Source organism: Brumimicrobium sp., from assembly GCA_023957385.1.
In the GTDB taxonomy this organism is placed as follows: Bacteria; Bacteroidota; Bacteroidia; order Flavobacteriales_D; family Crocinitomicaceae; genus Brumimicrobium.
This window is the reverse complement of the sequence record JAMLGZ010000001.1, coordinates 1535181-1549004: the sequence shown is the minus strand read 5'-3', so window position 1 is coordinate 1549004 and position 13824 is coordinate 1535181. Positions and strand designations below refer to the sequence as shown.

Genomic DNA, 13824 nt, shown 5'->3' with positions numbered 1-13824 from the left:
AACATCGTTTGCACTCATTTTTCTTATAGAAATATTTCCATTATAATACGATTGTCTTGTGTATGCTTGGATTTCATCAGTCGCATCACTAGTATGTGATTTTGCAGTGTGCGTTTCATAATCGAAATATACAAATTTTAATTTATCACCTTACTTTTTTCTTGTCAAAAAAGTAGGCAAAAAGACAAGACAAATAAATGCTACTTATTTTGTAACTCCACAACGGATTATATATTCCAAAGTTTTATATAGTTTTACGTTATGAAGTCTTTTCTAAGCCATAACTACAAAATGCTACTCATTGCTCTGATTGGAGCAGTACTTGCGTTTATTTGGCAAGAAATTAATCTTCATACACTCGTTTCTATACAATCAGAAAATCTTCAAACAATACCAACAGCAGATGATGCAAGTTATCTTGCACCTCCACTAAATTTTCTAGAAAATGGTGAATGGGCTGATAATTCAGAAGGAATTTCACGGTATTTTCAACGCCCTCCGGGTTATGGATTTATTTATTTGTTATCCTACCTCACACTTGGAGAAAATGCGTTCATGGGACTTAAATTCATCCAATGGCTCAGCTACTTGCTTTCTATTATTCTGTTTTATAAAATCCTTGAACATTTTCAAATATCAACTAAAAAAACGATTGTCTTTACAAGCATTTTTGCGCTTTTACCCATTTACAGTGGGTTCATGTACTATACACTTACGGAGGGGATATCTCCTTTCCTACTTTTAGAGTCTATGTATGCTTTCTTCAAGAAAAAATCAACTCTACTTTTGGTTAGTACAATTTTATTATTGCTGGTTCGACCACAATTAATCATTTTTCCTCTTTTGTGTCTGGTGTTTTCAATCGTACAAAAAGAAAAACGACAAATCACCATACTCCTCATCGCCTTTCTTCCTTTAATCATTTGGAATATACGAACAACATTCATCGCTAAAGAATGGATGGGAATTCACCCCATTTATTCTGATAAAAACATATCACTATTTCGTCCAGGCCACGAAGCATTAACCAAACTCTTTAAAATTTGGGAATACGATGGAGAACGCTTCCATACAATCATTGGCTCAACCTGTTCTGCTCAAAATCAAGATGAAATTGAACTCCTTAACACACATATCCCTAAACAATTTCAAACAGATGTATTTCCCTTGCTACTTCAATTCAACCAGCTTTATCAGCGAGAAGATTATGGAAAATCGGAAGACTTCTTACAAACTGAAAGGGAATTTGTCCAAACTGTAAATCACACCTATTCTAAGCTTCTACGAAAAAATCTCACTACAAATTATATTGTCACTCCTTTCTTATCGGCAAAATACTTACTCACTAAATCACAACTAAATTTATATATCTTTCAAAAAACATTTCGTGGAAGTTGGTGGATGGAAATACTACGAATCTGTTGTGTAGCGTTGATTAATCTCGGATTTATAGCCTGCTTATTCATCTTATTCCAGCCCATAAAAATTGAATGGAAATTAATCGCTTTAGCTTGCCTGATTTACCTATTTTATCTAAGTTTTTTCCAGCGTATGAATGAAGAGCGTTATTTAGTACCATTGTTGCCTATTTTGTTACTCATGGTAAGTATGATAAGAGTTAAGTCTGTACGATTTACATTTATAAAGAACTTATAATTAGTGGAAAGTTGAAAGTTGAAAGTTGAAAGTGGAAAGTTGAATGCCGATAGCTATCGGTAGGAAAGTTAGTATGTCGTTTGTCATTCTCTGAAATAGGTTAACCGCTTTTAAACCAAAAAAGAATGTTAAAAAAACAGCCAACTCTATTTAGAGAAGCTCAATTTTCAACTTTCAACTTTCAATTATCCACTCCCTCCAAATGTTTCCTTGAAAAAAATTCCACTTCAACATTTTCTTATTATTTTTGTTCCAATAAGAAGTCGAATCAAAAAAATAGAAATATGTCAGACGCAGTTAGAGCACTTGAACCTAAAGAAATATGGGAAAATTTTGCAGATTTAAACCAAGTTCCAAGACCTAGTAAGAAAGAAGAAAGAGTTATTCAATTCATGGTAGATTATGGAAACAAACTAGGATTGGAAACACATCGAGATAAAATTGGAAACGTAATCATCAAAAAGCCAGCAACAGAAGGAATGGAAGATCGTCAGATAGTTATCCTTCAATCGCATTTGGATATGGTGACTCAAAAGAACAACGACAAAGAATTTGATTTTGACACGCAAGGTATTCAGATGTTAGTGGACGGAGATTGGGTAAAAGCAGATGGAACTACTTTAGGTGCCGATAACGGTATTGGTGTTGCTACCATAATGGGAATTTTGGCAAGTTCTACGATACCTCATCCTGCCATTGAAGCTATGTTTACTATAGACGAAGAAACTGGAATGACAGGAGCTTTAGAATTAGACCCTTCATTTTATGAAGGTAGAATTCTACTAAACCTAGATACTGAAGACGATGACGAATTAAGCATTGGCTGTGCAGGAGGACTAGATAACAATACTTTCTACAAGTATGAAGAAGAAGACACTCCTGCAGGAGTTAGCTCTTTTAAAGTTAATTTAAAAGGTCTAATGGGTGGACACTCAGGAATGGATATCCACAAAGGAAGAGGAAATGCGAATAAATTAATGGCGAGATTTTTAGTTGATTCACCTGTCAATCTTCATTTACATGAATTCGATGGTGGAGGTTTACGAAATGCTATTCCTCGAGAAGCTGTTGCTATTATCTCAGTTGCAAGCGAAGACGTAGCAAAGTTTAAAGACTATCTAAAAACTACCTTAAGCACTTTCCAAGCTGAATACACACCTGTAGAAAAAGATTTAACTATTGTTTTAGAAGATACTTCTACTCCAGATAAAATGGTAGCTACGTATGATAAGAATGCCATGTTAATGACTCTTAATGCTGTACACAACGGTGTTTTTAAAATGAGTTTAAAAGTTGCTGACTTTGTAGAAACTTCTAGTTCATTGGCACGAGTAATCATTAAAAACGGTGAATTTACTACGCAAGCACTACTTAGAAGTGGTGTAGAATCTACTAAAGCAGATGTAGCTAGAGCGATTCGAAGTACCTTTGAACTATTAGGCGCAGATGTAGAACAAACTGGAGATTATCCATCATGGGAACCTAATCCAGATTCTGCAATTACGAAATTAATGCGTGATTTATACGTAGAGAAATATAAAGAAGAACCTAAAGTTATGGCTTGTCACGCTGGTTTAGAATGTGGGATTTTGGGCGGACACTTACATGGCTTAGACATGATTTCATTTGGTCCAAATATATACGGAGCTCACTCTCCAGACGAACGTGTGCAAATTAGCTCTGTACAACGTTTTTGGGATTACTTACTTGATGTATTAAAAGCAATTCCAACAAAATAATGACGGAAAACCAACAAGAACTCATAGAATTAGCAAATACAAAAATGCCCTTTGGAAAATTCAAAGGGCTTTTTTTAATTGATATTCCTGAACCCTATTATGTTTGGTATCGTCAGAAAGGATTTCCAAAAGGAAAACTAGGCAATCAGATGCAAATTATCTATGAAATCAAAGTAAATGGTTTAGAACATCTCATTCGCCCCCTCAAACAAAGCAAATGAAAGCTCCCGTATCTCCTATTTCCAAAAATCGTTTTTTGCTACAGCCTATTCTCAATGGAATCGGACAAATCATGTTGCAAGAAAACCGATTATCAGGGATATTGATACTTACAGGAATCTGCTATGGCTCACTCGTAATGGGTGGAGCCTTATTAGTTGGAACTATTGTAGCCTCATTTACTGCCAAATTTTTATCATTTGACTCCGAAAAATTAACACAAGGAATATACGGTTTTAATGGAGCCTTAGTCGGTGCAGGACTAGCATTCTTCGTGCAAAATTCTTTTTTACTTTGGCTAATAATTATCGCTGGAGCATGGATTGCTACTGTTATTCAACAATTATTCATCAAACGTAATATTCCTGTCTTTACGCTTCCATTTGTAATGGTAACATGGATGGTTTTGTATTTTTATTCTGCTTTTTCGAGTGAATCTTTACAGACTTCAACAACTATGGTAGAATATACTACTTCGGAGTTTATCCTCTACCCCATTCGAGGCTTTTCTCAGATTATTTTTCAAGACAATTTAATAGCTGGAGGAGTCATTCTCCTTGCAATTATAATTAGTTCTCCTATTGCAGGAATAATAGGTCTTATTATTTCCATACTATCAGGCATTCTTGCGTATGCTATTGGTATTCCTATGGAAACAATTGGCTTAGGTTTGACAAGTTACAATGCCATTTTAAGTACTATTGTATTCGCAGGAAGTAAAATAAAGGACATGATGTGGGTCATAACAGCAGTGCTTCTAACACTTATATTCAGCTTCACAATGTTTCGTTTAGGTTGGACACAGTTGACTTTCCCATTTGTAGCAGGTTCTTGTTTAACACTTGCTATTAAATGGATGGTAGAGAAAAAATAAGCAAAAAAAAGATGCACAGTTTCCCATGCATCTTCCTTCAATCATTATAGTTTCTTATGCGAAAACTTCACTTGAAGCAAAGTGAAAATCTCCTTCAATCTTTGCATTTTCATCAGAATCTGATCCATGAACTGCGTTTTCACCAACAGAAGAAGCATATTTCTTACGAATAGTTCCTTCAGCAGCTTCAGCTGGATTAGTAGCTCCGATTAGTTTACGGAAATCTTCAACAGCATTATCTTTTTCTAAAATAGCAGCAACGATAGGTCCAGAAGACATGAATTCAACTAACTCACCGTAAAAAGGACGTTCTTTATGTACTGCATAAAATTCTTTCGCTTGATCTACAGTTAAGTGTCTGTATTTCATTGCTACGATTTTAAATCCTCCATCTGTCATCATTTGAAGAATGTTTCCAATATTACCAGCTCTCACAGCGTCTGGTTTAATCATTGTAAAAGTTCTGTTTCCTGCCATTTTATACTTTATTTCTAATTGTGGGTGCAAAAATAATCAAAGCAGTGAGATTATAGAAATTATTCAAAAGAATATTTCTGTTGCTAATTATCAGTGTAGTACTCGAACCTATTTATAAAGCAAATACTTCTCACGTTGTTTAGCAAATTCTTCCAAACCTTCCTTCCAAGAAGCGCGAATTTCTTCCTCACTCAATCCACTTTCGATTTGCTTTCTAAGTTCATCTGTCCCAGCCAAAATATCAAAAGTCTTAGGCTTAAAGAAGTTTTTCATGTTTAATGCTTTGTATGCATTTATCAACCACTTTAACTCTAATTGATGGATTTGATTGCCATTCGCGTAATCATGCAAATTTTCACCGTAGCACAATTGATTTTCGAGTAGAGGTTGCTTAGAGCCAAAACTAGCTACAGGCGTAAATGAATAAGTATATCCATCTTTTCCTTTTAATCCAGGATGGCCATAAATTTCAAAAGGAGTCTCTGTTCCCCTACCCACGCTCAACACTGTCCCTTCAAAAAAGCATAAGCTGGGATACAACTTAATAGATTCATCGCTACGCAAATTTGGTGAAGGAGGAACGGGAAGTGAATATCGCATATCTCTATGGTAGTTTAAACAAGGAATTACAGTCAAATTGCACTGAACACTATCTTTCAACCATCTTTCACCATTCATCATCATTGCCAATTCTCCTACAGTCATCCCATGAACTACCGGAATAGGATCAACTCCAATAAAAGATTCAAAACCTTTCTGCCGAATAGGTCCATCCATATAGCTACCATTAGGATTTGGTCTATCTAAAATCACCACAGAAACATTGTTTTCAGCCGCAGCTTCCATCACATAGTGCATTGTAGAAATATACGTGTAGAAACGAACACCTACATCTTGTAAATCAAAAAGTAAGATATCGATGCCTTTTAACTGTTCTGCCGTAGGCTTTTTATTATTTCCATATAGTGAAATAATAGGAAGACCTGTTTTATCATCTTTATCCGAACTTACCTTTTCACCTGCGTCTGCTATTCCTCTAAATCCATGTTCGGGAGAAAATACTTTTATAATATTTACTTTCAAACTCAGTAAAGTATCAACCAGATGAGTTCTTTCAACCCTACTTGTTTGATTTCCAACAACAGCTACCTTTTTATCTTTAACCAAATTAAGGATGGTAGTAAGTTGTTCTGCACCAACTTGTATAGGAACATTTTTCTTAACGTTTTTGACATCAATTTGATAATTATTTTCCTTGGTATATGTCTTATCTAAATCTTTTTGTGCGGGAAGATGGTTATTGCAAGAAAATAGGAAAAAAACAAAAAAACTTTTTAAGAATAGACGTAATGTGTACATTAGCAAGCAATTTATTTGTGTGAATAAGATTTATTACATAGCTCAAAAAATCCATAAAGGAAAAGACGAAGATACGAAAGTTTCACAACCTATCGTACGTATTGCCCGTTGGAGTATTATTTTAGCTGTATCTATTAATATCATAACATTAGCTGTTGTTAAAGGTTTTCAAAACAAAGTACAAGCCAAAGTTATCGGCTTTGGATCACATGCAACAATTGTGAAAGCAGGAGAAAATTCCACCTTTGAAACTTCGCCCATTGTATATGATGATTCACTAATAAAACAAGTTGAAAACATAGCAGGAATCCAAGAAATATATCCTTTTGCATACAAACCGGCACTTATCCAGTCAAATCCAGACACAAATAGATATACCATTCATGGAATTGACACCTTTCAAGTGCAACAAGAAATTCATGGAATTATAGTCAAGGGAATTGGAAAAAATTACGATTGGTCTTTCTTTCAGGAGAATTTAGTGGAAGGCGTTTTACCCAATGTAGAAGATACCATTTCACATAAAGAAATCCTTGTGTCATCTATCATAGCAAAAAAATTAGGAATAAAACTAAATGAAAAAGTGAACATCTTCTTTGTAAAATCTGTCCCTATTAAATTAAAGTTTACAGTTATTGGAATATTCAAAACAGGTTTACAAGAATTTGACGAACAAATGATTTTAGGAGATATCCGAGACGTGCAACAACTCAACGATTGGGGAATTAAAACTGCCATTCGTATATCAGATACCATTGCACCACATGGACAACTCATTATTTATTCAGAAACCAATGGAGGGAATGGGAATTATCGCTATGATTGGGGAAAGGGTTGGGAAAATAATTATGGCTTTACCTACTGTGATATAAAGGATACCGTAATACGGTTAATTACATCGGATTATTATAATTTCATTGATGGATATGGAGAAGAAAATAGTATTCCTGACACAGCCTATCTAAAAATCACTATCGAAGGAAACAAATATCTCCCATGCTATCCTGAAAAAATAATTGATGGAGAACTTCAAAAAGAATTTCTCAATGAATCAGGAACTCATTTTGCCATTTCTATGAAAGGAGGTAAGAAAGTTATATTTGAATACATAGATGGCAAAGGAAGTGCTCATAATTACGTGGGAGGTTATGAAATAAAAGTAAATCAAATCCAACACCTCGATGAGGTTATAAATAATGTGAAAAGAACAATTTACTTTGAAAATCCAAATGCAAAAACCCAATACCAAGTGCAATCTATCAAAGAAGCACAACGTGACATTTTCTTATGGTTAGATTTTCTTGATTTAAACGTAATTATCATTTTAGTACTTATGCTTCTTATCGGGACAATCAATATGAGTTCAGGTCTGCTCGTACTAATCATTACTAAAACACAGCTCATTGGTTTATTAAAAGCTATAGGGACTAATAATTGGGATGTACGTAAACTGTTTCTTTATCAAGCCATGTTCATTGTTTTAAGAGGTATTATTATTGGTAATGTCATTGGTATAGGTTTGGCAATCTTACAGCAACATTTTTCAATAATCCCACTCAATCCGGAAGTTTATTATTTAGATACAGTTCCCATCGAAATTAATTATTGGGAAATTCTTTTGCTAAATCTTGGAACTTTTGTATTATGTATTGCTGCATTGGTGATACCATCTTATGTTGTTACTAAAATTTCTCCTATCAAAGCATTAAAATTTGATTAACATGAATGAGCAAGAGATAAAAGACATTCAATATATGCACCGAGCACTACAATTAGCAGAATTTGGAGGTGTTCAAGTTGCTCCAAACCCAATGGTAGGTGCTGTAATTGTATGTGATGATAAAATTATTGGAGAAGGATATCATCAAAAGTATGGAGAGGCTCATGCGGAGGTTCATGCGGTTCAATCGGTAAAAGATATTTCACTACTTTCTCAAGCTACGATATATGTAACACTAGAACCTTGTGCGCACCACGGAAAAACTCCTCCATGTGCAGATTTAATCGTTCGTCATCATTTTAAACGAGTAGTTGTAGCCTGTAGGGACATTAACCCAAAAGTTTCAGGAAAAGGAATACAACATATCAAAGATGCAGGGATTGAGGTTACAGAAGGTATTTTGGAAAAAGAGGCAAGAGAACTCAACAAGCGATTTTTTACATTTCATGGAAAAGGAAGACCTTTTGTGATTCTTAAATGGGCTGAAACTCAAGATGGGTTTATGGATAGACTTCCAGAAGATAGAAAAGAAGGCATTAATTGGATTACACATTCACGTATGAAATTATATGTGCATACATGGAGAAGTAAAGAGCAGGCAATAATCGTTGGATGGAAAACAATTAACAATGACAACCCACAATTAAATGTACGAAAAATAGCAGGGTCTTCCCCCTTGCGTTTTATCATAGATCCACACGGAAAGTCAAATCCAGATGCAACAGTTTTTAAAGATGGAAATCCAACATTTGTCTTCACTACTAAAACTTCCTTACCTGACTTACCTAGTACGGTAGAAACAATTACACTTCCTATCATTAATTCACTAACTATCTTACACGAATTATATAAAAGAAATATACTCTCCGTATTTATTGAAGGAGGAAAGCAAACCTTAGAACATTTTATTGAAGAGGATTATTGGGATGAAGCCTATCAACTTATAGGAAATACAACTTTTACTAGAGGAGTTCCAGCGCCTACTTTAAAGAATAGAATATTTATAACTTTTGAATCTGTAGAAAATGATTTTATTCAATATTTCATACATATATAGAATTCATTGTGCATTTAAAATAAGATACAGATGATGATGTCAGTCCTCGACACAAAGAGGCTTACCCCGATAACCTTGGTTGCTCGGAGTCTATTTGTAAATTATTATTTATTTTTTTTAATCTTTACAAATCAACTACAAGAGTAATCATTAAAGTTGTTAACTACTTACAAACACACAACAACCTTACACACAAAGGGTTGCAAGACGATTTCTTCACTCACAAAATGTTAAAAATCATTTTTTTTATATGTCAATTAATTTTAATGTTGTAACATTGTCCTGAAAAAAAAATCGTTTTTATGTTAAACTAAACATTATACTATGAGAATAAAATTTTTAAAAACTACTACTTTATTGCTAGGATTAGGTCTTAGTATGTTGTCTTTTTCCCAGACACAAATTGGAAACTCCAATTTTGAAACATGGGGAGGAGTTGGATCGGGTAACGAAAGACCCACTAACTGGAATAACATGATGAATGGAAATATGTGTTTCTTATGTGGTCTAGGTAAACAACAAACTACGTGGAGAGAATCAACAGAAATTCGACCAGGAACTTCTGGTCAATACAGTGTCAAAATTAAATCAGGGAGTTACGCAGGTAAAACAATAAACGGAAACATGACACTTGGTGAATTAGTAGCTCCAAATACTGAACCCTTGGATGGTTATACTACAACAAAAAGAGCCAATGCCACTTTTAATGAACCATTTACAGGAAAACCAGACAGCCTAGTTATGTGGGTAAAATATTCTGTTACAAACAATCAGGATAGTGCTCGTGTATCAGCTACTATACACGGAGATTATGACTACCGAGATCCTGCCAATTCAGGTTCTCTACCATATACTGTGGCTAGAGCTGTTAAAAATTTCCAAACAGGAAATGTTTGGAAACGTTTATCTATTCCATTTAACTATGTTGGTCCAGCAACTACTCCATACTATATACTTGTAAATATTGCATCAAGCTATGCTCCAGGTGTAGGTGTTGTAGGTGCTACTCTTTTTGCAGATGATTTGGAATTAATTTATAATCCACCTATTGTTGTAAAAAGTCCAAGTGTTCAAAACTTAATAGAAAATCAAGTTGGAACTACATTAACGGAATTGGAAATATCTCATGTTTATGGAACTGCTACCTCAAGAGAATGGAAATATGCAACTACTTCTGGTGGTCCTTACACTTCTTTTTCACCAACAGAAACTGGTGCTACTTATACGCCACAATTTGCAACTGAAGGTACGTATTATGTAGTGTGCGTAGGTAATTTTGGGGGAACTGAATATACTTCCAATGAAGTACAAATCAATGTCGTTCCTTTCTCTAATTCTATTGCTCCAACACTTACTCAAAATTTAGAAGAAAATGAGTTGGGAGATGATTTAACTGTAACTGAAACTCCTACAGCAAATTCAAGAGAATGGAAATATGCAACTACTTCTGGTGGTCCTTACACATCGTTCTCACCTTCACAAATGGGAACTATTTACACCCCTATGTTTGTATCCGCTGGTACATATTTCGTAGTGTGTGAATCTACTATTGGAAATATTACTGAAACTTCCAATGAAGTTGAAATAGATGTTATTGCTGCTGTTTCAAATTCTGTAAATATCACACCAACTGCTACTCAAAATTTAATAGAGAATCAAACTGGTACAACATTAAACGCAAGTGAAGGCCCTAATGCTGCAGATTCTAGAGAATGGAAATATGCTACTACTTCTGGTGGTCCATACTCTTCTTTCTCTCCTGCAGAAACAAGTGCGTCTTATACTCCAGAATTTGCAACTGCCGGCACATACTATGTAGTTTGTGTTTCTGACTTTGCTGGAGATATAAAAACATCCAATGAAATAACTATCAATGTGGTAGAGTTTACTAATTCTATTTCACCTCTTGCTTCTCAAACGTTAATTGAAACTCAAATAGGTGATGATATCACAGCAAGTGAATCTCCTGCTGCTGATTCAAGAGAATGGAAATACGCTACCACTTCTGGTGGTCCTTATACTTCTTTCTCTCCAGCAGAAACAGGATCTGTATATGCTCCACAGTTCGCAACTGCTGATACATACTATGTAGTTTGTGAATCTACTATTGATGGTATTACCATCACATCAGATGAGGTAGAAGTTATTGTGGTTGAATTTACAAATGAGATTACTCCTGCTACAACTCAACACTTATTAGTAAATGAAGCTGGAGATGAACTAACAGTAACAGAATCTCCTGTTGTTGATTCTAGAGAATGGAAATTCGCCATTTCTTCTGGAGGACCTTATACTTCATTCTCTCCTGCTGAAACAGCTGAAACTTATACTCCATTGTTTGCAACTGCTGATACATACTACGTTGTTTGTGAATCTACTATTGATGGAATTACCATCACATCAGATGAGGTAGAAATAGTTGTAGATGAAACATCTAGTATTGCTACTGAAAACAATGAATTTGTAAAGATATTCAGTAATGAAGGTTCTGTAATGATTGATTTAACAAATAGCAACCTTGATAATGCTACTGTACAAGTTGTTAGTATTGAAGGTAAATTAATTACTTCTAATAACTTGAAATCAAATCAGATGAATATTATCTCCGTACATACTGAAAAAGGTATCTACTTAGTTACTGTCACAAATGGTAATGAAGTTTACAGAGGAAAAGTATTTATTGATTAAGAATAAGTCTTTTAGCATAGAAACGCCTCAAGTAATTGGGGCGTTTTTTTTATGTATATTTCAAAAAAAAACATAGCTTTGTTTCATTAAAAATATTTGAACTATGAAAAAAGCATTAATCATCGGAGCTATTTTAGTTATCTTAATCATCTTCGTTTCAAGTGTATTTATCATACCTTACAACAATATGGTGAATATGGAAGAAAATGTCACAAAACAATGGTCACAAGTTGAAAACGTATATCAAAGACGAGCAGATCTAATTCCAAACCTTGTAGCTACTGTTAAAGGATATGCTGAACATGAAAAATCAACTTTAGAAGGAGTTGTTTCTGCTAGGGCTAAAGCGACATCTATCAACATAAGTGCGGATAATTTATCTGAAGAAAGTATCGAAAAATATCAAGCAGCACAAGGTGAACTTTCCCAAGCATTAGGAAAATTACTCATGATTCAAGAAAATTATCCAGAATTGAAGGCAAATGAAAATTTTAGAGATCTACAAGCTCAGTTAGAAGGGACGGAAAATAGAATTACTGTAGAAAGAATGAAATTTAACGAAGAAGCTCAGAAATATAACACGTACATTCGTTCATTCCCTAAAAACATGATTGCAGGAATGTTTGGCTTTGAAAAGAAACCTTATTTTAAAGCAAAAGAAGGAGCAGATGAAGCTCCAACTGTTCAATTCTAATGATATGAGTCAGGAGAATTCGTTTTTTACAGTTGCTGAAACAGAAGAAATTCTATCAGCCATTCAAAATGCAGAAAAAAATACTTCTGGAGAAATAAAATTACACGTTGAAAAAAAGTGTATCGAAAATGCCATTGATAGAGCAGTAACTGTATTTAATGAGCTAGGGCTAGAAAAAACGAAACAACGAAATGGAGTACTATTTTATATTGCCACAGAAGATAGACAATTTGTAATTTTAGGAGACAAAGGCATAAACGAAAAGGTAGCAAATGGTTTTTGGGACGATATTTCCGATATGGTCATTGCTCATTTTAAACAACAAGATTTTAAAAATGGGCTAATCAAAGGTATTATCATGGCTGGAGAGAAGTTGAAAACGTATTTTCCATACCAAAAAAACGATATCAATGAAATTTCAGATGATCTTTCATTCGGAGATAAGTAACAGCTATTCATGAAAATCACATCATTATTACTTCTTCTTTTTTTGTTTTTAGGCAGTTATTACTCGTTGGGTAACAATGAATTAGAGTGTATTCCTGAAAAACCAAACCCGCCTGTCTTAGTAAACGATTTTGCAAATATTCTCACGGAAAATCAAGTGAAGATACTTGAAAACGATTTAGCCTTATTTGCACAAGAAACCACCAATCAGATTTGTATAGTTACAGTGAATGAATTGTGTGGCGATAAAGCTCTATTTGCGTATGAAATAGGAGAAAAATGGGGCGTAGGTGATGCACGGTTTAACAACGGTATAGTTATTTTAATAAAACCAAAACTTGAACGAGAAAAAGGGGAAGCATTTATAGCCGTAGGTTATGGACTAGAAGGTAAAATCCCTGATGCCCTTGCTAAAAAAATTGTAGAAAATGAAATGATTCCTAATTTCAAAGAAGGAAATTATTATGAAGGAATTTACAATGCTATTCTTGTAATAGAAAAATTGGCACGAGAAGAATTCCCACCCGACCAATACGGAAAGCAATATGATGGCTCGTTTGGATTTGTTCTTTTCATATTCTTGTCTCTTTTTGGGTTATTTTTCTTTTATGCAATTCGTAGAGCCAAAAAATATGCTAAAGAACATGGTGTATCAATAGGAGAAGCATTCCGAGATCTTGAAAAAAAGGATAGAAAAAGTAGTAGTAATCATTTTGGCGGCAGCAGTTGGGGAAGTTCTGGTGGAAGAAGTAGTGGGAGTGGTGGCTTTGGTGGCTTTGGCGGTGGGCATTTTGGCGGAGGTGGTGCCGGAGGAAGTTGGTGAAAAGATTTCTCTACAATTGTTAAAATCTCACTTTTTGTACTAATTATTTTTCTATTCTGCTTTATTTTTCT

The 13824-nt window shown here is 34.4% G+C and carries 12 protein-coding genes; 10 read left to right on the top strand and 2 right to left on the bottom strand.

Annotated features, from left to right (window positions below):
- Window positions 1-261: 261 nt before the first annotated feature.
- The 4 genes from M9897_06815 (at window position 262) to M9897_06800 (ending at window position 4488) form a co-directional block, all read left to right on the top strand.
- Window positions 262-1656: a hypothetical protein gene (locus M9897_06815; protein ID MCO5268587.1), complete on the top strand. Its 1395-nt coding sequence runs from the start codon at window positions 262-264 to the stop codon at window positions 1654-1656.
- A 284-nt stretch (window positions 1657-1940) separates the two neighbouring features.
- Window positions 1941-3395, top strand: a complete 1455-nt coding sequence (locus M9897_06810; GenBank protein MCO5268586.1) for an aminoacyl-histidine dipeptidase — start codon at window positions 1941-1943, stop codon at window positions 3393-3395.
- Window positions 3395-3616, top strand: coding sequence for a DUF3820 family protein (locus tag M9897_06805; protein MCO5268585.1), 222 nt, complete (start codon window positions 3395-3397; stop codon window positions 3614-3616). Before M9897_06810 ends, M9897_06805 begins: the two co-directional genes overlap by 1 nt.
- The gene (locus M9897_06800; GenBank protein ID MCO5268584.1) at window positions 3613-4488 is read left to right on the top strand and encodes an urea transporter; all 876 of its coding nucleotides are present in this window, start codon (window positions 3613-3615) and stop codon (window positions 4486-4488) included. The genes M9897_06805 and M9897_06800 overlap by 4 nt, the downstream gene beginning before the upstream one ends.
- Window positions 4489-4542: 54 nt before the next feature.
- Here the strand turns inward: M9897_06800 and M9897_06795 are convergent, their stop codons facing one another.
- Window positions 4543-4965 (bottom strand): nucleoside-diphosphate kinase, encoded by a 423-nt coding sequence (locus M9897_06795; protein MCO5268583.1) that lies wholly within the window; start codon window positions 4963-4965, stop codon window positions 4543-4545.
- A gap of 108 nt (window positions 4966-5073) precedes the next feature.
- A complete protein-coding gene (locus M9897_06790; protein MCO5268582.1) occupies window positions 5074-6324 on the bottom strand; it encodes a DUF1343 domain-containing protein in 1251 nt (416 codons plus the stop codon).
- Window positions 6325-6343: 19 nt separating this feature from the next.
- On the opposite strand from M9897_06790, the gene M9897_06785 reads away from it, so the two are divergent.
- The 6 genes from M9897_06785 to M9897_06760 all read left to right on the top strand — a co-directional run bounded on the left by M9897_06785 (window position 6344) and on the right by M9897_06760 (window position 13753).
- The gene (locus M9897_06785; protein MCO5268581.1) at window positions 6344-8044 is read left to right on the top strand and encodes an FtsX-like permease family protein; all 1701 of its coding nucleotides are present in this window, start codon (window positions 6344-6346) and stop codon (window positions 8042-8044) included.
- Between the two features lies 1 nt (window position 8045).
- Window positions 8046-9101, top strand: coding sequence for a bifunctional diaminohydroxyphosphoribosylaminopyrimidine deaminase/5-amino-6-(5-phosphoribosylamino)uracil reductase RibD (ribD, locus tag M9897_06780; protein ID MCO5268580.1), 1056 nt, complete (start codon window positions 8046-8048; stop codon window positions 9099-9101).
- A 324-nt stretch (window positions 9102-9425) separates the two neighbouring features.
- The gene (locus M9897_06775; protein MCO5268579.1) at window positions 9426-11789 is read left to right on the top strand and encodes a T9SS type A sorting domain-containing protein; all 2364 of its coding nucleotides are present in this window, start codon (window positions 9426-9428) and stop codon (window positions 11787-11789) included.
- A 103-nt stretch (window positions 11790-11892) separates the two neighbouring features.
- Window positions 11893-12483, top strand: a complete 591-nt coding sequence (locus tag M9897_06770) for a LemA family protein (protein MCO5268578.1) — start codon at window positions 11893-11895, stop codon at window positions 12481-12483.
- A gap of 4 nt (window positions 12484-12487) precedes the next feature.
- Window positions 12488-12931 carry a TPM domain-containing protein gene (locus M9897_06765; GenBank protein ID MCO5268577.1) on the top strand — a complete coding sequence of 148 codons (444 nt, stop codon included), beginning with the start codon at window positions 12488-12490 and terminating at the stop codon, window positions 12929-12931.
- Window positions 12932-12940: 9 nt separating this feature from the next.
- Entirely contained in the window at window positions 12941-13753 is an 813-nt protein-coding gene (locus M9897_06760) for a TPM domain-containing protein (protein ID MCO5268576.1), read from the top strand.
- Window positions 13754-13824: the final 71 nt, after the last annotated feature.